Origin of the sequence: Hymenobacter sp. HSC-4F20 (assembly GCF_019599275.1) — a bacterium.
GTDB lineage: Bacteria > Bacteroidota > Bacteroidia > Cytophagales > Hymenobacteraceae > Hymenobacter.
Genome location: NZ_JAHZTD010000002.1, coordinates 48344 through 70110 on the forward strand (window position 1 = coordinate 48344; position 21767 = coordinate 70110).

Annotated in this window: 18 protein-coding genes; all 18 read right to left on the minus strand. The window is 54.0% G+C overall.

The features are described 5' to 3' along the window. Nucleotides 1-119 precede the first annotated feature (119 nt). Nucleotides 120-3860 carry a HAMP domain-containing sensor histidine kinase gene (locus K3G63_RS09890; protein WP_220613972.1) on the minus strand — a complete coding sequence of 1247 codons (3741 nt, stop codon included), beginning with the start codon at nt 3858-3860 and terminating at the stop codon, nt 120-122. 106 nt (nt 3861-3966) lie between these two features. Continuing rightward, complete coding sequence (locus K3G63_RS09895; RefSeq protein WP_259404400.1) at nt 3967-4362, minus strand: DUF983 domain-containing protein; 396 nt, start codon at nt 4360-4362, stop codon at nt 3967-3969. Beyond that, a complete protein-coding gene (locus K3G63_RS09900; RefSeq protein WP_220613973.1) occupies nt 4355-4615 on the minus strand; it encodes a hypothetical protein in 261 nt (86 codons plus the stop codon). Before K3G63_RS09900 ends, K3G63_RS09895 begins: the two co-directional genes overlap by 8 nt. A 94-nt stretch (nt 4616-4709) precedes the next feature. Then, nucleotides 4710-5264 carry a DUF420 domain-containing protein gene (locus K3G63_RS09905; protein ID WP_220613974.1) on the minus strand — a complete coding sequence of 185 codons (555 nt, stop codon included), beginning with the start codon at nt 5262-5264 and terminating at the stop codon, nt 4710-4712. Beyond that, the gene (locus K3G63_RS09910) at nt 5251-5910 is read right to left on the minus strand and encodes an SCO family protein (protein WP_220613975.1); all 660 of its coding nucleotides are present in this window, start codon (nt 5908-5910) and stop codon (nt 5251-5253) included. The genes K3G63_RS09905 and K3G63_RS09910 overlap by 14 nt, the downstream gene beginning before the upstream one ends. Nucleotides 5911-5915: 5 nt before the next feature. Beyond that, on the minus strand, nt 5916-6257 hold the full coding sequence (locus K3G63_RS09915) for a cytochrome C oxidase subunit IV family protein (RefSeq protein WP_220613976.1): 342 nt from the start codon (nt 6255-6257) through the stop codon (nt 5916-5918). A gap of 87 nt (nt 6258-6344) precedes the next feature. After that, nucleotides 6345-7115, minus strand: coding sequence for a cytochrome c oxidase subunit 3 (locus tag K3G63_RS09920; protein ID WP_220613977.1), 771 nt, complete (start codon nt 7113-7115; stop codon nt 6345-6347). A gap of 22 nt (nt 7116-7137) precedes the next feature. After that, nucleotides 7138-7725: a cytochrome c oxidase subunit 3 gene (locus tag K3G63_RS09925; RefSeq protein ID WP_220613978.1), complete on the minus strand. Its 588-nt coding sequence runs from the start codon at nt 7723-7725 to the stop codon at nt 7138-7140. Between the two features lie 93 nt (nt 7726-7818). Further along, nucleotides 7819-8670: a heme o synthase gene (gene cyoE, locus K3G63_RS09930; RefSeq protein WP_220613979.1), complete on the minus strand. Its 852-nt coding sequence runs from the start codon at nt 8668-8670 to the stop codon at nt 7819-7821. Nucleotides 8671-8725: 55 nt separating this feature from the next. After that, complete coding sequence (locus tag K3G63_RS09935; RefSeq protein WP_220613980.1) at nt 8726-9808, minus strand: heme A synthase; 1083 nt, start codon at nt 9806-9808, stop codon at nt 8726-8728. 173 nt (nt 9809-9981) lie between these two features. Next, on the minus strand, nt 9982-11841 hold the full coding sequence (locus tag K3G63_RS09940; protein WP_259404401.1) for a cbb3-type cytochrome c oxidase subunit I: 1860 nt from the start codon (nt 11839-11841) through the stop codon (nt 9982-9984). A gap of 25 nt (nt 11842-11866) precedes the next feature. Further along, nucleotides 11867-12940 carry a cytochrome c oxidase subunit II gene (locus tag K3G63_RS09945; RefSeq protein ID WP_220613981.1) on the minus strand — a complete coding sequence of 358 codons (1074 nt, stop codon included), beginning with the start codon at nt 12938-12940 and terminating at the stop codon, nt 11867-11869. An 87-nt stretch (nt 12941-13027) separates the two neighbouring features. Further along, a complete protein-coding gene (locus K3G63_RS09950) occupies nt 13028-14356 on the minus strand; it encodes a quinol:cytochrome C oxidoreductase (RefSeq protein WP_259404402.1) in 1329 nt (442 codons plus the stop codon). Between the two features lie 9 nt (nt 14357-14365). Further along, entirely contained in the window at nt 14366-15109 is a 744-nt protein-coding gene (locus K3G63_RS09955; protein WP_220613982.1) for a cytochrome c, read from the minus strand. Beyond that, entirely contained in the window at nt 15109-15633 is a 525-nt protein-coding gene (locus K3G63_RS09960; protein WP_110977108.1) for a DUF3341 domain-containing protein, read from the minus strand. Before K3G63_RS09960 ends, K3G63_RS09955 begins: the two co-directional genes overlap by 1 nt. Beyond that, nucleotides 15626-17083: an NrfD/PsrC family molybdoenzyme membrane anchor subunit gene (gene nrfD / locus K3G63_RS09965; protein ID WP_257883299.1), complete on the minus strand. Its 1458-nt coding sequence runs from the start codon at nt 17081-17083 to the stop codon at nt 15626-15628. The genes K3G63_RS09960 and nrfD overlap by 8 nt, the downstream gene beginning before the upstream one ends. Before the next feature lie 73 nt (nt 17084-17156). Next, a complete protein-coding gene (locus K3G63_RS09970) occupies nt 17157-20198 on the minus strand; it encodes a TAT-variant-translocated molybdopterin oxidoreductase (RefSeq protein WP_220613983.1) in 3042 nt (1013 codons plus the stop codon). Nucleotides 20199-20352: 154 nt separating this feature from the next. Next, nucleotides 20353-21702 (minus strand): cytochrome c3 family protein, encoded by a 1350-nt coding sequence (locus tag K3G63_RS09975; RefSeq protein ID WP_220613984.1) that lies wholly within the window; start codon nt 21700-21702, stop codon nt 20353-20355. Nucleotides 21703-21767: the final 65 nt, after the last annotated feature.

The following is a 21767-nucleotide window of genomic DNA, read 5'->3' on the forward strand; positions in this document are numbered from 1 at the left end:
ATACGAGGCCCAGGATTGGTGGCCATCATAACGTACAGAGCTGGGCTATTCGTGCCACCCGCTGCAACTGCTTGCCCGCCCCACTGGCCGACTACCCTTCTACCCCGCCAGCGGCTGCCCTACCCCGCCAGCGGCAGATCAATGCAGAACGAGGTACCTTTTCCTTCTTCCGTTTCAAACCAGATGCTTCCCCCGGCGCTTTCGATGCCGCGCCGAGCCACGGCCAGGCCAATGCCGGAGCCCTTTTCCTTGGTGGTGAAGTTGGGTACGAACACCTTCTCGCGCACCTCGGCTGGAATGCCGGTACCGTTATCCTGGATACAGATGCGAAGCCGGTTGTTGGGCTGAGCCTCCAATCGGGCCTCCACCTCGGGCGCACGGCCAGGCGGAATGGCCTGTAGGGCATTAATAAGCAGGTTGTTGAACGTACGCACCAACAGGCTTTCATCCGCGAATACCACGTAGCGGCCGGTTTCGGCATCCTCGGGCAGTACCAGCCGAATGCCGGTGCCCCCGGTGCTACCCTGGTGCAGGCCCACGCACCGCCGTAGCACGGGCGCTACATCGAGGCGCTCGGGGCGCATGGCGGGCAGGTTCGTGAAGTTGCTAAAGGAGGTGGCAATGTCCGTGAGCACGTCAATCTGGGTGATGAGCGTCTGGGAAACCTTGCTCATCAGCTCGTCCAGGTTGGGGCGCTTATCCTGAATGGCCCGCTGCAAAAACTGCAAACTCAGCTTCATGGGCGTGAGCGGGTTTTTGATTTCGTGGGCAACCTGCCGGGCCATTTCGCGCCAGGCCGCTTCCTTTTCCTGGGCCGCCAGCTCCTGCTTGCTTTCCTCCAGCTTCAGCAGCATCTGGTTGTACTCGCGCACCAGCAGCCCAATCTCATCCTCCGACTCATAGGCCAGCATCTCGTTCTGGCCGGTTAGCGTTGTTTGCTTGAGCTTTTCGGTAATGAGCTTCAAGGGCTCCGTCAGGATGCGCGAGGCCAGGAATGCCAATACCAGGAACAGGATGAACATCACGGTGAAGATGTTCAGGATGGTAGATACCAACTCTGTCAGCTTAATATCGAGGTCTTTCTCAGAATCGAAAAACGGGATGCCCACGTAGCCCAGCACTGCCCCTGGCCGCCCCGATTGCAACGCTCCGGCCCGCAGCGGCAGATAGAGGGCATTGAACGAGAGCGTACCGGCCCGCTCCGTGAGCAGCACCCGTGGCTGCCCGTTTTCGGTGAGGGCGGCTACTGCCTGCGGGTTCATCAGGGTGCTGAGCAGATTAGCCTCGAAGATGAGCGGCTGGCTACTAACCAGCAGCTGGCCTTGGGCATCGTAGAGGTTGAGGTCCGTTTCCGTGAGGGCTGCCACGTTTTCCGCCAAGTCCACCAAATCAGCCCGATTACCGGCTTCGGTTAGCAGATTGCGGTTTTTGAGCAGGTTTTCCTGCACGGCCTGCCCGCGCCGTTGGTAGCTGCGTAGCAAATCGTGCTTATACGAAGTGGTTACCTGGCTGGCAATGGCCACGCTCACCACAATCAGGGGCACCAGAATCCCGAAGTTCAGGAACAGCTGAATCTTGGTGCTGAAGTTGGTACGCAGCAGCTCCCGGTACTGCCCCCGCGCCAGCAGAAACGCTCCCATCAGCAGCAGGCAACAGAAGCCATGAAGCAAAAACAGAAACGAGAAATTGGCTAGCCAGTCGGAGAAAGAGTAGGTGGCCGTCGTCACCAGCACCATGCGCCCGGAGTGGTCGGTAGCCCGGATAGCTAAGTGGTGGTAGCCATTTAGAGCCACCCCCGTGGTGTAGAGGCGGGCGTCCCGGAACAAGGCGGGCGGCAGTTGGTTAACGTAGTCAAAATCTCCCTCGCTGTACACCAGCTGCCCTTTTTGGTAGCCTCCGTAGCTTAGCTCCGTGCCGAGTTGAGGCTGGAAAAACTTTTGGTCGACCAGCAGTTCGGGCACCACGCTATTGGCGGTGAGCTTTTTTAGGCTCAGTTCCAACACCACGGTACTGGTACTCCCATCCAGTTCGGTGGTAGGCGTCGGCACCGATACGAAGGCTACGTAGCGGCGGGAGCTAAAGGAATTGTTACTGTCCCGAATCAGGTAGATGTTAGGGTGGTCGGTGCGGGTAGCGTTCTGCAACAGAAAGCTACGGGTTTGCTCCAGAGTTCCACCCACGGCTACCCCCTTACCCTCGGGGTTAAACAAAATAACCCGTACTTCATACTTATTGAAGTAGTCGCGCAGGTAGTACTTCACCACTTTCTGCCGAATCAGGTCCAGGTTCACAAAGGGGCTGGCCAGCATGGTTCGCAGTACGGGGTCCTGGGTCATTTCCTGGCCCCGCTCCACCAGCAAGTACTCGCCCTGCAAATCATTGTCAGTAAGCAAGTTACTAGCTAAGTTTTGCTTATTTAGCTGCAGCTGCCGATTGAAGTGCTCGTAGAGGGCCAGCGCACCCACTGCCGAGCTAACGCCTAGCATCAGAAAAATAAACAGGTACACCTGGTAGGGCAGAATGGCACCCGTCGACTTCAGCCCGGTCAGGCGCAATACCAAGAAGAAAAGCAGGGCAATGCCCAGCAGGGTAGCGTGCACCTGTCCGAACCCAATACCGGTTACCAAAAATGCCACCGCGCTGAGCAGCAACAGGATAATCCCGGCATTGCGGGTAGAGGGTCGCACAATGCCGTTAAATACCTGCGACAACAGGTAAAAGCCTACCAGGTAGCCGCCGGTGTGCAACACTATGGCCAGCAGCAGAAGCAGCTTAAAGAAGTTGGCCTGAATATCCTGAGTGATATCCAGAATCAGCTGGGAATTGCTAAAGCTGCTGCTATAAAAATCGAAGAGCAGCTCCAGTAGTCCGTAAAACGCTAGCACCGTGATGGAGCCAACGGCTACTCGTTGGGGCACACGGCGCACCTGGTGTACAAACCGCAGCACCCCGTAGCGGCGAAACAGCAGCAGCAGGTAATACGCGGTAATCACGAATAGCCCGGCGTTCAGCAACAGGTCGCCCAGGGACGGCGACACCCAGGAGGCGGCGTACACCCGCGGATCGAAGAGCTGTACTTCTAAAAAGGAGAAAGGCAGCCCCAGGTACAGCATTCCAGCGCGGAATACGGCTAACGGCAGTACTACCGCCGCCGCGCCCGTCAGCACTTTGCCCCGCGCAAACCACCGGTGGGCTATTACTCCCCAACCCGCTACGTACAAGGCAAAGCCAAGCAGTAGCAGCAGTAAGGGAAGGTATTTACCCGTAATGGGGTCGGCTTGCAGGCTTTCAATGGAGAACAGGTAATTGCCCTCGTTGGAAACGAGTCGGGGCCGGGAGGATGTGCGCTTCTCCACCACTAGCCGCACATTCTGCCCCTGAAAGATTCCCTGCCCGTTGCCATTGCGCAGGTAGCGGTTGCTGATGCCGTAGCTGATTTCCAGCGGAATATAGGTCAGAACAACGTAAGCGCCTTCGGTATGGCGGAGCACCAGAAACTTGCCGTTGCGGGTTTCCAGTAGGCGCTCGTGGTAGCGTTGCAGAGCCTGATCGGGGTCGGGGCGTACGCTATGGTCCGACCAGTACACCAGTTGCTCACCCCGGAAAATAAACGTCGGGTATGTGGTATGGCTGGTCAGAGAATGGAAGCTAACCTGGCCCGTAGCCAGGCGCTGCAGCACGTCCGTGGATTCCCGTTCGCCCGTCAGTTCCGCTTCCATTAACAGTTCCTGCAGCCGGGTGGCCGAGGCCTGTAGTACTACTTCCGGATTCTGGCTGTACTGGTTGCTCAGATAGGCGGCCCCAAAGCAGAGCAACGCCAGTGAAAGCAGCCAAACCGGAGTGAAGCGAAAAAATTTCAACGGGAAAGGAAATGATGAATTGCAGACAGTGCAACCTTGATACCAAACAAAAATGCCGCCATACGGCGGCATTTCCTAGCGTATACTAGGGCCTGTATTGCTTGAATTAGCGCCGTGCTGTTGCGTAGCGGGCATCGTAGTGTATCCCGCCGAACAAGTACAGCATGAGAGTACGGGAATAGCGCAGACTAAGCGGGGTTAGCAGCAAGGCTACAATGGCCACTGCCGTAATATATACCCACGTATCCGGGTCGTTAAGCAGGTAGTACACGGCAAACCCAACCACCAGCATAATAGCCGTGGAAAAAGCAAAGCTGATATACATGGCTCCCCAGTAAAACCCTGGTTCCGGCTCGTACACTTGTCCGCAAACCGGGCAGGCCTGCGGCATCTCGGTGAAATGCGCCAGATTCAGGGCCGAGTGCGTAAACAACGGCCCCTGATGACAGCGCGGGCACCGTTGCTGCAGAATGCTCACCAGGGAAGAACTGCTGTTAGCCATGAGCTGGTTTTTTCTTTTGCTGACTATGACGGTACCAGAAATAGCCGACCGTGCCAATCAGTACGTAGGGAATTGTCATCAGGTACAAAATTCCCTTATTCAGCCCAGTCGTGTCGTAGCCATCTTTCTCCTGGCGCGAGGCTTCCACCTGGGTTTTGCACATTGTGCACTGAGCCTGTACACTCAACGGCAATGCGGTTAGCAACATTCCCAGCAATAGGGTCATTACCCCAGTCAAAACTATCTTTTTCATGTTATTCGCTGCTTTCGTTGAAAGGGTAACGGCTTCTTCCCTACCATAGTTCGTATTCGTAGCCCGCAGGTAGTAGCGGCCATTAAGCGGCTATCTACGTGTAGTAGGGCGCAATCATGAAGTACACGACAACTCCCGTCACGGACACGTACAGCCAGATAGGATACGTCCAACGCGCAATGCGCCGGTGCTTCTGAAACTGCTCCGTTAGCGCGAAATAAAGCGTGAACAGCACTAGCCCTACCGTTATGGCGGCCAGCAGAATATGGGTCAGAAGAATAAAATAATACACCCCCCGAATCAGGCCCTGTCCCCCGAACTTGGTTACGATGCCTTGCGAATGGTAGGCGACGTAGGAAACCAGAAACAAGGAGCCGAGCAGGAAAGCAATGCCCATCATGGCACGATGCCGGGCCACATTCCCGCGGCGAATAAAGTAATAGCCTAGCATCAGGAATACGGCCGTCAGGGAATTCAGTCCGGCATTCACCGCGGGCAGCATCTTCACGTCGGCACCAGGAATACGGAAGACTCCAGGCAGAAAATAGAGCACAGCTACTGCCAGCGGCACTAGGGCGCCCAAGATACCCGCGGCAATTTTGTACTTGGTAAAATTGCCAGAGTTAGTGACAGGATTAGGGGTGGTCATAGGTGTAAAGCAACACTTCAATTTCGGTGATGAGACGGTTCACGTCTTTTTCGCTGGTTCCGTCGTAGCGCCCCCGCACATGGCCGGCCCGGTCAATCAGGAACAGCTGCTGACTGTGTGCCGGCCCCGGGTCCGGGCTGCTCTCGGCCCGCAACTCCTGCGTAAGTAACCGGCTCACGGCGGCTTGGTTGCCGGTCAGAAAAAACCACTTTCCTGCAATAGCTCCGTACTCTTCGGCGTAGCGCGCTAGGGCTGCAACGGAGTCGCGCGCTGAGTCAACGGAAAAGGAAGCGAGTTGTACCCGTGGTTCCTGCCGAAATTTTTCCTGCACGCGCACTAGTTGGCTGTTGAGACGCGGGCAGGCACCCGGACAAGAAGTAAAGAAAAAGCTGGCGACGTACAGGCCTCTCTTGCTTAGCTCCGCTGCTGTTACTTCTCTTCCTGACTGTGACGCCAACCGAAACTCACCGAGTTGGTGATAAACAGTATCGCGCTGCCACTTCCCGGCAACCTGAGTGGAATCTACTCGCTCAGGCAGGAAAGTTGGCAGCGCGTAACGGTTGGTACCAAAGCTTTTCAGAAACAAGAAAGCCAGAACCGGAACCAGCAGAATCAGACCCAACACCAAAGTTTGTTGGGGCCGCATCTGGGTTAACGAATCAGGTTCTGCACCGCTTCGCCGATGTAGGAGCCTTCGGTAATCAGGGCTACCAGCAGCCAGATCAACAGCGCCATCGGAATCAAAATGCTCCAAATCAGCCCTTTTGTTTCATGCTTTAAGTGCATGAACTCAGCCACGATAAAGAAGGCCTTGAAAATGGTCAGGATGATGAAGATGGAGTTGCGGAACGTCCCGGCGGGCATGATGTAAGCAATAGCAAACTCCAGAGCCGTAATAGCCGAGATAATCCAGAAAGTTTTCCAAATCCAGCCAGTATTCGGTTTAGGAATCTCGCCGGTCGGAACAGTGTCGTGCGTTGCGTGCTGAGCCATGATGAGTAGAAAATACGTAGCTGAGAGCCGTTGAGAAGAAAGCCGAACAACGTATGCAGTTGTCCGGCCTCTCAGGTACTGATGAATTTAAACGAGGTAGAAGAAGGTGAATACGAACACCCACACCAAGTCCACAAAGTGCCAGTACAGGCCGATTTTCTCCACCATCTCGTAGTGGCCGCGCTTCTCAAACGTACCGTTGGTAGTAGCAATGAAAGCCCATACCAGCAAGCACACGCCCGAGAATACGTGGGTACCATGGAAGCCAGTGATGAAGAAGAACAGGTCGGCGAACAGCACCGGGCCGTACTGGTTCATGGCCAGGTTGGCGCCGTGGAATACCGTGCCGTCGTTCATCAAGGTACCCTTTTCGGTGCCCGTGATAAAGTGAGTCCATTCCCAGGCCTGGCAGCTCAGGAAGGTAGCCCCAAACAGGATAGTCCACAGCAGCCACTTCTGCACGTCTTTCTTATCGAAGCGGTGACCTGCTTCTACGGCCAGTACCATCGTCACGGAGCTGAAGATGAGAATCATCGTCATCAGGGCCACGAAGCCCAGGGGCAGGTGGTATCCGTGCAGGCCAGGGAAGGCATCAAATACCTTCTCGGGGATGGGCCAGTAGTTGGTCGAGAACTTAAACGCCTCGGGCGTGCCTTCATACACCCCGTGGCGGTGGCGGATCAGGCCATACGTGGTGAGGAAAGCGGCAAACGTGAAGGCATCTGACAACAGGAAGAACCACATCATCAGCTTGCCGTAGCTTGCTTTAAAGGGCTCGTTCCCGCCGTCCCAGGTACCGGTGCGCGGCTTATCCAGGGCGGAATCAGAAAGTGCCTGCGTCGTGGAAATGGTGGACATAGCGTGCGGGGGTTGACAAGAATCAGTGATTCAAAAGTAGGAACAAATACAGGTACAACCAAAGCGCACCCAGGTAGTGCCAATAGATGGTGACGTTGCCAATGGAGAGCATTTGCCGGGAATGCACCTGATAGTTAAAGCTTTTACGCAGGACAATCAGCAAAAAGATGAGCCCCGTAAGCAGGTGAAATGCATGGACGCCCGTTAATACATACAGAAATGAGCCGGAAGGGTTGGCATCAGTGCCCGCAAAAAAGATGCGCTGTCCTACTAGCTGCTCCCACATCTGCCACTGCCCAATAAGGAATGCTACCCCCAAAACGGTGGTAACAAGCAGGGCAGTTCGTACTTGCGTGAGTTCGTCTTTGCGAGCGGCAAACCAAGCCCACTGCACTGAAATCGAGCTGGCGGCCAGAATCAGGGTAGTAATGAGGAAGCCAAAGGGCAGGTTAAATTCCAGCCAGTTGCCTTCATTGCGACGCACGATGTACGCGCTGGTATACGCAGCAAAAATCATGAAGATGCTGACCATCATCAGCACCAGCACAAACCGCAACGGGTGAATCCCCGTGGCCGGCTGCTTGGTGTTTAATGCTTCGGAGGGATGCATATAGTGGAAAAAGGTGAAATGAAGATGCGAAGTACACTTGGTAAAAACAGCAAGCGAGGCTGTTTTGTCCCACTTTTCGCTGTAGTGTACCCGCTAAATCTTATCCAGAACGAGGGCTATTTGCACTATCGGCAGGTACAGGAATGAGCCAAACATAATGCTCATCGCTGCCTTCTTGCTGACCGTGCGCATGAGGTAAAAAGTCTGCATGAGAAACAACACGCCGCAGATAGCCGCCACCATGGGGTACGTGGTGCTGGTCATACCAAAGTAAAACGGCAGCAGGCTCAGCGGAATCAGGACCAGCGTATAGGTCATGATCTGAAAAGCCGTCCGCAGGTCCTTCTTGCCGGGTGTGGGCAGCATCTTGAAACCGGCTTTCTTGTAGTCGTCATCCAGCACCCAGGCAATGGCCCAGAAGTGCGGAAACTGCCACATGAATTGAATGCCAAACAGGATCCACCCCTCAGGACCAAGGAAACCCGTAGCCGCTACCCAGCCAATCAGCGGCGGCATTCCGCCCGGTATAGCCCCTACGGCCACGCAGATGGGTGAAATGGTTTTCAGGGGCGTGTAGATGAAGCCGTACAGAATCAGCGAAATCAGGGACAGCGCGGCAGCTACCGGATTAAAGAAGTACGCCAGCATACCCAAACCAGCTACCCCTAGAATAATCGTGAATATCCAGGCCTCCTGAGTGCTTATTACCCCTAGCGGCAGGGGCCGCTTAGCGGTGCGCTTCATCAGCTTATCGAGTTCTATCTCGAAAATCTGATTGATCGTGTTGGCTGCGCCCGTTACTGCCAATCCGCCGAGCATTACCAGCGCTGCGCGGCCCCAGCTCAGCTCGTGGGCACCCAGCAGGTAGCCAATAGCACTAGAAAAGGCTACGGTAAGCGCCAGGCGGAATTTAAGTAACTGAAAGAAAGCCCTAGCCTTACTCATCAACTGCGTTCAACAAGTTGCGTGGCGAAAAAGCCCGCCAAACGGGGCCGCAAAGTTACGCAACAACGGCCGTAGTAGCCACCTGCCGCCGCAACTTCGTAGCCCGATGGTAGGCTACAACGGCCAGAAACTGCGCCCCGAACAGTAAAGTGGCCAGCGTAAGGTGTACCGGCTGAACTGCTGCGGGAAAGGAAAAATAAGCCAGAATAATCCCGGCTATAATCTCGGCCCCTATCAGACCAATAATGGCAGTGGCCAACCGGTGTAAGCGGGCCGAGGGAGTGGTGTAGAGCCGGTAAGCCACGTAAAGATTTACCAGAAGCAGCACGGCCGAAAACGTCCGGTGAAACTTAAAAATCCCCCCTAACTGCTCTACCCAGCCGCCGCGGTTCAAGTAGTGGGCGGCGGAAGCCACCAGATCCACCTGCTCCCGAACTTGAGTACCAAGCACAATCTGGATGAACGTTAGCAGGACTGCTACCCATAGCCACCCTCCCAGACCTGAAACTTCACGAATGGGCTCTACATCAGCAACCCCACCGCGCTGCGAACGGTCCACAGCGTAGAGCAGCATCGCCACAATCAGCAGGGCCAGGCCCATGTGAATAGTGACCATGATAGGCAGCAGGTTAGTAGAAACCACCAGCGACCCCAGCCAGCCCTGCACCCCGGTTAGCAGGAAAGAGGCGAAAGCCAGCCAGAAAACAGTTCGGTCCCGTTGCCAGTAGGGTAGGGCAAACAACACCGTGCCGAACACGAACACGCCGATCAATGCCCCTACTAGCCGGTTCACATACTCTATCCAGGTTTTGACCGGGTTGAAGTCGGTTTCGATGTATTGTGTAGGGTGAGCAAAGATATCCCCGGCCACCTGGTGGAAGCCCAGCCGCTCTAGCCTGGCCGCCAGCTTTTTGTTTTTCTCCACCCGTTGGGCAGTGTATATCTCCTTGTAGTTGGCGGGCAACTGGCTCACGTGGGTAGGAGGCACCCAGGTTCCGAAGCATTTCGGCCAGTCGGGGCAGCCCATACCGGAGCCTGTGCTTCGGACGATACCGCCGACCAGAATGAGAAAATATACGGCCGCCACCGTCAGAATTCCGACGAAACGAAAGCGGCGCACGAACACTGGGGTTGACATACAGAAAGTAGCTGATTTCTATAAAGCAAACAGTTTGAATCATTCGTTTGCTTCAAAAACAAAGGGAAATCCGTTGTCAGCGCGACTAGTTCGGATTTCCCTTAGCTCAAGTAAATAAAATGGGCCGCCGTGTACACAGCGGCCCATTTTCAGAAGGCTAATGCGCTACGCGCTTACTCCATTTCCTTCTCGTACGGCAGGTTGGAAGACTGCGTCTGCGAGTAGGGTACGTGCTGAGGGATAAAGTCCTCAGCAGCCCCGGGCTTGCTATAGTCGTAGGGCCAACGGTGCACGGCAGGAATAGCACCGGGCCAGTTGCCGTGGCCGGGAACTACCGGCGTCGTCCACTCCAGCGTCGTCGAGTTCCAGGGGTTCTCAGTTGCCCGACGGCCTCGGAAGATGCTGTAGAAGAAGTTGAAGATAAATACGAACTGCGCAAAGAAGGCAATGATAGCCGCCGCCGAGATAAACTTGTTCAGATCAGCAAACTGGCTGAACGTGTCGAAGCCAGTCCAGGCGTAGTAGCGACGGGGGAAGCCGGCAATACCTACGTAGTGCATGGGCAGGAATACCAGATATACACCCAGGAACGTCAACCAGAAGTGAACATAGCCCAGTTTCTCGTCCATCATACGTCCGAACATCTTCGGGAACCAGTGATAAACACCAGCCCACAGGCCAAAGAAAGCCGATGAACCCATTACCAAGTGGAAGTGAGCTACCACGAAGTAGGTGTTGTGCATCTGGATATCAAGCGCCGCGTTACCCAGTACGATACCAGTCAGACCGCCAGCAATGAACAGCGACACAAAGCCAATGGAGAAGAGCATTGCCGTCGTGAACCGGATGTTACCACGCCACAGAGTAGCCAGCCAGTTGAAGGTCTTCACGGCTGAAGGCACGGCAATAATCAGAGTCAGGAACATGAAGACCGAGCCAAGGAACGGGTTCATGCCAGTCACGAACATGTGGTGAGCCCACACGATAAAGGAGAGCAGCGAAATGCCGAGCAGAGAGCCGATCATGGCGCGGTAGCCGAAGATAGGCTTTCGAGCATTCGTAGCCAGAATCTCCGATACCATACCCATGGCAGGCATGATAACGATGTACACTTCCGGGTGACCCAAGAACCAGAACAAGTGCTGGAACAGAATGGGAGAACCGCCCGTGTTGGGAAGCGCCTGGCCGGCAATGTAGATATCGGACAGGAAGAAGGACGTACCAAAAGAGCGGTCAAAAATCAGCAGCAGAGCAGCCGAGAAAAGTACCGGGAAAGAAAGCAGGCCCAGAATAGCCGTTAGGAAGAACGCCCAGATGGTCAGGGGTAGCTTGCTCATGCTCATGCCCTGGGTACGCAGATTGATAACGGTGGTGATGTAGTTTACACCACCCAGCAACTGCGAAACAATGAACAGAGCCATGGACACCAACCACAGCGTCTGACCAGCTCCGGAGCCGGGGATAGCCTGCGGCAAAGCACTCAGCGGCGGGTAGATTGTCCAGCCAGCGGCGGCAGGGCCCGTCTCAATAAAGAGAGAGCTGAACATGACTACGCTCGACAGGAAGAAGAACCAGTACGAGAGCATGTTCATGAAACCCGAAGCCATGTCGCGGGCCCCAATCTGCAGCGGAATCAGGAAGTTGGAGAAGGTACCCGACAGACCTGCTGTTAGCACGAAGAACACCATGATAGTGCCGTGCATGGTAACCAGTGCCAGATAGAACTCTGGATTAAGCTTACCGGCTTCGATCCACTTACCGAGGAAAGGCGAAAGCCACTCGAAAGTAGACTCAGGCCAGCCTAACTGTAAACGGAAAAGGCTCGACAGCGTACCACCAATAATAGCCCAGAAAATACCTGTAATCAGGAATTGCTTGGCAATTACTTTGTGGTCCGTGCTGAAGATGTACTTCTCCAGAAAGCTTTGCTCGTGGTGCTCGTCATGGTGCGCGTGCTCATCGTGCGTGATACCGGGCTCGGTAACACCGGCGCCGCCCTGCACTTGCGCTTGAGTAGGAAGATTAGCAGCCATAGTAGAAGCGTGCAATTAAATGAAGTTAGAGCGAAGCCTTAGCTGCAGCCGGAATCACGGCAGCGGCTTCAGGAGCGGCCGCCTCGTTTCCAGCCAGTTTATCCGACTTCTGTTTAAAGCTAGCCAGCACATCCGGGTTCTGCTCCGAGAAAGATTTTTGCTGACCAAACCAAGCAACGTAGTCATCTGGTTCATCTACCACAATGTTCAGCTTCATGGCAAAGTGACCACGGCCACAGATCTGGTTGCAGGCAAGTTCGTAATTGAACTTAGGGTTACCTGTCTGGGCCCGCATTTCATCAGTGGTTTTAGTAGGCGTAAACCAAAATTTGGTAGGCATACCGGGTACAGCGTACATCTGCACTCGGAAGTGAGGCATGTATACGGCATGTAATACGTCACGGGAACGAATCTTTAACAGAACCGGGTGCCCTTTAGGGACGTGAATTTCAGGAGCTACAAAGTCATCAACTCCATTCTTATCACTCAGATCAAAGCCAAACTCATTGGTAGCGTCGATCAGACGGTAGTTAACAACACCAAGCTTCTGGTCACGACCCGGGTAGCGCACTAACCAGTTAAACTGCTTGCCCATCACCTCTACAACTACTGCGTCTTTTGGAGCAGGCCCGGTAATGCGGGTCCACTCCTTCCAGCCAGCAAACACCAGCCCAGCCATTACGATAGCCGGAATGAGGGTCCAGATAACCTCTATCTTATTGTTGTGAGGGAAAAAGAAAGCCCGCCGGCCTTCCTTGTGCTGATACTTATACGAGTACACAAATAGCAAAATCTGGGTTAGCGTGAATACAATACCCAGAATGATCATTGTGGTCCAAAACATGCGTTCCGTAGCGTGACCATGTACAGAAGCAATGGGCGGATTCATCTTATCGTAGTTGTCGATGAACGACCACGCAAAGGCCGCCCCGCCAACAACAAGGAAGATGATAAACAGGATGGCGTTTACGCGGTTGCTAACCCCTACTTCGCGAGCGGAACTGCCCGAAAAGATAGAAGTTAGAATCTGGAGGCGGAACAGCAGGCCAAACACGACCAGCAGCAACACCAGCACCAGAAGAATACCAAGAGTAGTCATTAGCAGGAGGTAGAAGTGAGTACTGAGAGCGAGAGGTGAGAAGTGAAGGAGCTTCACCCCTCACCTCTCCCAACTCAGCGTCTGAAATCAGGTGGTGTGGTGGACGCTTTCATCCAAGAACGGATGGTGAACCGGTACCAGCGAGGCTTGAGCAAGGCGTTTGGTCATCAGCAGTAAGAAGGCACCCAAGAAGATTAGCGCGGTACCTATTTCAATGATAAACCCATTCTCAGCCTTCATCGTTCCGGGCATAAGCATCAGATAGAAGTCTGACCAGTGACCAATCAGAATGGCGATGCTAACGATTTTGAGCATAATCATCTGCCGCTTGGCATCGCGCGTCATCAGCACTAAGAAGGGGAACACAAAGTTGATAACCAGGTTGCCAAAGAACATCCAAGTGTAGCGGCCATCGAAGCCACCCAACCGCTGGTTGAAGTACACTGACTCTTCCGGTAGGTTAGCGTACCAAATCAACATAAACTGGGAGAACCATACGTACGTCCAGAAGATGCTGAAGCCGAACATGAATTTACCTAAGTCGTGCAAGTGGCCTTCTTTAACGAAGCGCAGGTAACCAGCCTGCTTGAGAAGAATGGTGCACAAGGTTACAGCAGCAATACCCGATACCCACCACGAGGCAAACACATACCAACCAAACATGGTAGAGAACCAGTGCGTGTCTACTGACATAACCCAGTCCCATGCAGCAATTGGCGACGATACTGCGTAAATCACAAGGAACAGCGCCGATACATTGATGCTCTTATGGAAGTACTCAGTACCTCCATTTAAGTCTTCAGCCAATGATAAATCACGCAGACGCTTGGTGAAGAAAGCCCATAGACCCAAAAACAGCACCATGCGGATCAGATAGAAAGGCAGGTTTAGGAAGCCCGACTTACCCGCAATGATTTCGTCGTAGTTCTCGCTGCCTTTGTCCATGATACCAGGCATCGTCCAGTGGAAGATATCATGGTTAATCAGACTGATGGCAAAAATGCCTATCATCAGAATAAGCCCGGGGATAAGCCAAGCGCTTAATGCTTCATTGACGCGCTTTATCAGTACCGACCAGCCAGCATATGCTACGTACTGAATAGCCATGAATACTGTTCCAATGGCAGATACGCCAGTGAAGAACACGTTATTATGCCATAGGCTTACAATCAGGCGCTTCAACCAAGCGGGGCTTCCGTGATGGCCAGCAGCAGGACCAGCTCCGTGACTGGTTGCTTCGTGAGCAGCGGCTGCCCCCTCGTGGTGTTCTGCGCCAATGCCCAAGGCTGCCAGCAGAAGGCCGATTGCCAAAACAATGGCGCCTGCCACAATAATTAAAACAAACTTTTTACGAGCTGACGGCGAAACCTCCAGGTATTCAGCCGTAACGCTTTCGTGGTGCGTCAGAGTTGCCATAGGAGTAGGTTAAAGAGCCGTGCCGTTACGTGCTTTGTCACCCTGTCCGGGAGTTTCCGAAGCTTTGTCGGCTTGCGCTTCCTGTACGGGTGACTGCGTTTGAGAATCGGTAGTTTGCGAGGAGTCAGCTACTGCTGCGTTTGGAGCGCCCGAGGCTTTTAGGAAGTCGGTCATTCCTTCCGGGCCTTTGCCTTGTTGTAGCATCCGCACGTACATGGCAATTTTCCAGCGCTCCTCCGGGTTTACCTGCGAACCATGCGGCATCATACGGCCCTTACCCCACTGAATAACGTGGTAGATGTGGCCGTCATTCATGGTTTTGTAGGCTCCGGTAGAGTAGTTGGGAACACCTTTGAACTTTACACCTACCGGACCCTGACCGTCACCCTGCTCACCGTGACAGTGCTGACAGTTACGCAGATAAAGCGTCTTGCCTTCTTCGAGAGCGTCCTTAGTATAGGAATACGGATTACGAAGCGAGGTTTCAGCTGTGGCTATATCATCCTTGGCGATATGCGAGTAATAGTTAGCCTTACCGCGCGGTACAGTTCCGAGGGCTGGAACACGCATGTTCAGGCCCATCGGATTTACCTTATTCGAGCTCAACTGTTTCAGTGGCTCGTAAGGAATCGGGTAGTACATCTCAGGGGCGTACTCCAGACCAGGATCATCGGCGCGGTTGCAGGCGGTGGTGAACACCGATGCCAGCAGAACCGCCGACGCTTGCAGAGTTACTTTCAGCGAATGCGTCATTAGAACTTGGACATTTCTTTTTGGTTCACCTCCGAAGCACCGTTATCACGTAGCAACTGAGTTAACTTCGTCATATCGGTGTTCTCATTTACCTCAATGGCTACCACAAACTTATCGTCGGTAGAACGGACATCCAGCACGGGAGTCTTCCAGCGTGGATACAGCTTGCTGATAGTATAGAAAGTAATTACCATACCGTGGCAGCAGAACAATACGGTCAGTTCAAATGAAACCGGTATAAAGGATGGCAGCGCAATGTGGGGTTTACCACCGATAATCATCGGCCAGTCGAAGCCCAGCATGTAGATCTGCATCCACAGTGCGAAGCTTAGGCCAGTGAGGCCGAAGAAGAACGCCGCAATGGGCAAACGGGAACGTTCAATGCCGAGAGCATCATCCATCCCGTGGATCGGGAATGGAGTGAAAACTTCGTAGATCTTAACGCCCGCCTCGCGGACGTTTTCAACGGCGTGCAGCAGCACGTCTTCGTCGTCGAAGATGCCGAGGGCGAAGCGCTTAGTCATGCTTATCGTAGTTTACAGAGGCCGAGGCCGGAACTCCGTGGGTGGTAGCGGGCTGAGGAGTATGGTGGTGCGGGTCGTGTCCCGTGTAAGTCGGGCCATTGTCCACCGTGTATTTCAGGACAGACTTCACTTCAGCCATGTTAATCACCGGGAAGAATTTGGCGAACAACAGGAACAGCGTGAAGAACAGACCGATGGTACCAACGTAGATGCCGATATCGATAATGGAAGGCGAGAACATTACCCAGCTCGACGGCAGGTAGTCACGGTGCAGCGAGGTTACAATAATCACAAAGCGCTCGAACCACATACCAATGTTCACGATAATGGACAGCACGAAGGTTAGCGGGATGCTATAGCGTACGCGGCGAATCCACACCAGCTGCGGAGTGATTACGTTGCAGGTCATCATGGACCAGTAAGCCCACCAGTAAGGGCCGGTTGCCCGGTTGATGAAGGCGTACTGCTCAAACTCTACCTGCGAGTACCAAGCAATGAAGAACTCCGTGATGTAGGCTACCCCTACAATAGAGCCCGTTACCATCATGATTTTGTTCATGAGGGCGATGTGCTCAATGGTGATATAGTCTTCCAGCTTGAACACCACCCGGGTAATGAGCATTAGCGTCAGTACCATGGCGAAACCGGAAAAGATAGCACCTGCTACGAAGTAAGGAGGGAAGATTGTCGTGTGCCAGCCCGGTACCACCGAGGTAGCAAAGTCCATTGATACAATTGTGTGTACCGACAGTACTAACGGAGTGGAAACACCAGCCAGAATTAGCGACACCGTTTCGTAACGCGACCAGTGCTTAGCCGAACCCTTCCACCCAAAGCTCAGCAGCGAGTAAGCTACTTTGGCAATGGGACCTTTTGCTCGGTCACGAATAGTGGCAAAGTCAGGTACTAAGCCCGTATACCAGAAAACTAGCGATACGGAAAAGTAGGTTGAGATGGCAAACACGTCCCACAGTAGAGGGGAATTGAAGTTTACCCACAACGAACCAAACGTGTTTTGCAGCGGGAATACCCAATAAGCCAACCAGGGGCGGCCCATGTGCAACACCGGGAACATGGCGGCACAGATTACGGCAAAGATGGTCATTGCCTCAGCTGCCCGGTTAATTGAGGTCCGCCATTTCTGACGGAACAGAAGAAGTACAGCTGAAATAAGTGTACCGGCGTGACCGATACCTACCCACCATACGAAGTTGGTAATATCCCAGGCCCAACCAACGGTTTTGTTGAGACCCCACTCCCCGATACCGTACCATAAGGTCCGGTATACTGAGTAGAAGAATACACCGAGGAGAACGAGGGCAACGCTCAGAGCGGCCATCCACCGGATATTGGGGGCGGCTTCTACCTGGCGCGACACGTCCTGGGTGACGTCGTGGTACGTTTTCCCCCCGGTAACGAGCGGCTCCCGTACAGGCGATACGTGCTGCATAGTTTTTGGACTTAAAGGAGTAGATGGGGAAGGCAATAGTTCGGGACTGTTGCCTTCCCCCGTGGCTCAATTTCTAGGCGTTAAACTCCGACGATTCCGTGTTTCGGATTTTCGTCAGGTACGTGACATTCGGCTGCACGTTGATGGAATCGAGCACGTGGAAAGCACGCTCACCATCCTCACGGCGTAGGATCTGCGAAATGCGAGAGTTGGGGTCCCGCATGTCGCCGAACACAATGGCTTGGGTAGGGCAAGACTGGGCGCAGGCCGATACAACCTCGCCATCCTGCGGACGACGCTTCTGCTTCTTGGCTTCCAGTTTACCGAGTTGGATTCGCTGCACGCAGAACGAGCACTTCTCCATAACACCACGGGCCCGCACCGTTACATCTGGGTTCAGGACCATACGGCCTAAGTCAGTGAACATGTGGCCGTTTACAGTTTCAAACTTCTCGTTTGAATAGTACGAGAACCAGTTGAAGCGACGCACCTTGTAGGGGCAGTTGTTTGCGCAATAACGCGTACCTACACAGCGGTTGTAGGTCATCTGGTTGAGGCCCTCCGAACTGTGAGTGGTAGCTAGTACAGGACATACCGTTTCGCAAGGGGCGTGGTTGCAGTGCTGGCAAAGCATGGGTTGGAAGATAACCTGCGGGTTTTCCGAAGGGTCCTCCATGGCCGCGTACGTATCAAGCTTGCCTTTCGTCTCAAACTCCGTCTTGTGATGGTTAGAGCTATAGTACCGGTCGATTCGCAGCCAGTGCATTTCGCGACGGTTAATTACCTCTTGCTTACCCACTACGGCAACGTTGTTCTCAGCCTGACACCCAATTACGCACGAGCCGCAGCCAATGCAAGAGTTGAGGTCGATGGCCATGCCCCAGTGGTGGTTCTTATACTCATAGTCCTGCCATAGGGAAACTTTGTTTGGCTTTGCTAGACCTTCAGGAGTGGAAATCTTTTCGTATTCCGTTACCTCCTTAGGGTTATCAATATACTGCTTCAGCGTAGCCTCCTGAACCACTTGCTTGCGGTCCATAATAGTATGGTGGGTCTGCGTCTGCGCAATTGGCGACTTAGCACCGGTAGGCGTAATTTGGACGACGTTGCTGTAGACAATGGCATCATTACGCATTGCTACCAGCGGCAATACATTCTGCCCTAGTTCATTGCCTACTTTACCCGCTTTTACCCGGCCATAACCGAGAGCAATGCCAACTGTACCAGTAGCTTGGCCTGGCTGAATCAAGATGGGCAGCTCAACCGATTTACCGTTTACGCTAACCTTCACTACGTCACCTTGCTCCCAGCCTTGAGCTGCAGCGTAGGCACGCGGAACAGTTACGTAGTTACCCCAAGTAGCTTTCGTTACCGGATCCGGAAGTTCCTGCAGCCACGGGTTGTTAGCGAACAGGTTGGAGCCGTTGCCAATACCTACTTTCTCGTAAATAGCCAACTCAATGCCAGAAGCTTTCGGTGCCGACTTGATAGCACTAATAGCGCCATTTACATCGAGGCCAGCGGCGACTTGAGCTACTGGAGCAGGAGACGCAGAACCCGTAGCTACTCCATCGTGCACGGCTTTATCCCAAGCTTTATTAAAGTCGCCACCCAGAACACCCCTCCACTGACTGCGGAGGTAGTTATAGTAGGTAGTAGGGTTACCAGCCCAGGTCAGGAGTGAATCCTGTGCCTGACGGGTAGCGAACAACGGCGTAATGACGGGCTGCGCTAAGCTGAGGAAGCCTCGCTTGGGCTCATAGTCGTTCCACGACTCGAGGAAATGATGGTCGGGTGCCGCGTAAGTGCACAATTCACCCGTTTCGTCGAGGCGGTCGTTCAGCGAAATCGTCGTCCGTACCTTACCAGCTTTCAGAGCTGCCGCCAAATCAGCGCCCATCGGGTGGTCGAACACCGGGTTAGCGTGATAGAAAATCACAGCACCAACTTGGCCTGCACTGATGTCGCGTAGTAAGCGGCTCATCCGGGCATCATCACCCTGCCGAACCATGGAGGGGTTAGCTACGTCTACGGCAGCGGAGCCCAGGTTTTGGTTGATTGCCGCTACCAAGGCTTGTACGGCCGGGTCATTTGACCCCGACACTACCAAGCCCCGAGCACCAGCGCGCTTCAGTTCAGCTGCAGCCGTTTGTACCCGCTTGTCAGTGTAGCTAGAGGCACTGCCCCCCCCCACGACGGTATTGTACACGGCCAGCACCGCTTCGCCCATTTCGGAAGGCTTCAGCGGCACGCGCACATCGGCGTTGGAGCCGGTAAGCGACATGTTGCTCTCGAACTGGAAGTGACGCGACATCGTCTGCTTCTCCTTCGAAACCTTGCGGTTGGTGATGTACTGCCGGGCGTACTCCACGGGAGAAATCCAGGTACCCAGGAAATCAGCACCAAAGCTTACAATCACATCCGCTTTGCTGAAGTCGTAAGCCGGTAGTACCCCTCCGTTAGCGCGCAGCAGTCCTGCAGCCGAGTTCACATCGTACATGATGTGCTCAGTACCAGCAAAACGGGTAGCAAAGTCAGCAATAACCTTCTTGGTAGAAGGGCTGATAATAGTGGGAGATACAATGGCAATCCGACCAGCCCCAGCTAGTGCATTGCGCACTTCCTGGTCAAGCTGGTCTTTATCGATTTTGGCACCCTTCTTAGCAAAGTGCTGCAGGCGGCCGCCATCGTAGAGGCTTAGCACCACGGCTTGGGCCCGGGCCGATAAGCCGCCACGAGTTATGGGCGACTCTGGGTTACCTTCAAACTTGATCGGACGGCCCTCGCGGGTCTTTACCAGGATGCTGTTATAATCCTGACCGTTGAAGAAGGTAGAAGCGTAGAAGTTGGCAATACCCGGATCAACCTCTTCGGGTTTGTTAAGGTAGGGAATAGCCTTCCGGACGGGGGCTTCGCAGCTGGCGAGGGTGGCGGCGGCAATACCGAAGCCCATCAGTTTAAGGAAGTCGCGGCGCGGTGCCACGGTAGCATCAGCACTACCGTTGGATTCCTTTACCGGCAGGAAGTCAGCAAACTCGGTGAGTGCATTCTTCACGAACTCCGGTGAGTTCTCCAGTTCCTCAATTCCCTTCCAGTACTTAGGCGACTCTTGCATCGTGTTTTTGGAACTTAGGGTCTTAGAGACTTAGGGACGTCGATTTTACTTCCAGACAGTCTCTAAGCAGGCTTTTTAAAGGGAAGTGGGGCCTTAGCCGTCCGCACTACTTGGCAGCTTTTCCAAGCGTCGCGCAGGCTAAGACCCTATGATATTAATAGTGGCACTTCGAGCACTCGGTACCGCCATTCGACGACACAGTGAACGGTACAGCACCATTCGCTTTGTCATGCAGCTTCACCAGGTTATCGTAGTAACCGTTGCCTTTCGTGTTCAGCGGGGTCTCGCGGTGGCAGTTGATGCACCACCCCATGGTGAGCGGCGAATACTGGTACACTACATCCATATTCTGAATAGGACCGTGGCAAGTCTGGCACTCAATGCCCCCTACTTGGGTGTGCTGTGAGTGGTTAAAGTAAGCCAAGTCAGGCAGGTTGTGAATCCGAACCCACTGAATGGGCTGCTTCCGCTCGATGGCGCGGTAGATTTTCTTGATTTCGGGCGACTCCGTTTTGATCTGCGAGTGACAGTTCATGCAGATGTTGGCCGAAGGAATGTTGGCTGACTTGCTCTTGTATACCGAAGTGTGGCAGTAAGCGCAGTTGATCTGGTGCTCACCGGCGTGCAGCTTGTGCGAGAAAGCAATGGGTTGCGTGGGCTGATAGCCTTGCTGTAGACCTACACCCATGGCACCTTGAATTGTTTCGTACAAGACAGCCAGCACAAATACTACCCCTACAATGGCCCGTACAGCCGTCGACTTGTAAATTTTCGAGAAGTCGAAACGCTGCTCCAGTACTTCCCGGTCGCGACCATCTAGGTCTTTGCGGCCGCGGAGCACATCCTTCATGATGTTGGCGATGATAACCAACGTCACTACTAGAACAATCAGTACCACTACCAGTACAATAAGCAGTACGTTCATGTACTTGCCAGCACCGGCTTCGGCAGTATCAGCGCCGCCAGCGGGGCCCTGCTCACCGGGTTTAATACCGGTGCCAGATGGATTGCCGGTTGCCGGGTTGGCTTTGCCCTCCTCAGAAGTGATATACGCAACAATAGAGGTAATCTCCTGATCCGACAGCTGGAAGCTGGGCATCTGCTGCTTTTGGTACTGATTGAAGATCTTCACAGCATATTCGTCGCCACTGGCTACAACTTTGCTGGAGTTCTTGATCCATGGAATGATCCAGGACATAGGCCGGCGTTTGGTAATGCCGGCGAGGGCTGGGCCTACTACCACGTCGTTCACGGCGTGGCACTGGGCACAGTTGCCTTTGAAGAGAGCGTCGCCAGCGGCAACAGCAGCAGCATCGCCGCCGCCAGCGGCGGGAGCGGCCGCCGTGGCGGGAGTTGCGGCAGCCGTAGCGCCGGGGGCCACGCCTTCCTTGCTCACACCCGGAGCCGAGCCAACTGCCTGGGCAAAGGAATCACCAAGGCTAGCAACGGTCAGAAACAGAGCGAGAAAAAGACGGGAAAGGGGACGAAGTCGGATGCTATTCATAGCACAATTTGACTGGGAAAAAGAAACGCGGGGGTGCTTCAAGGCCACAAATGTAGGTCGGGAAA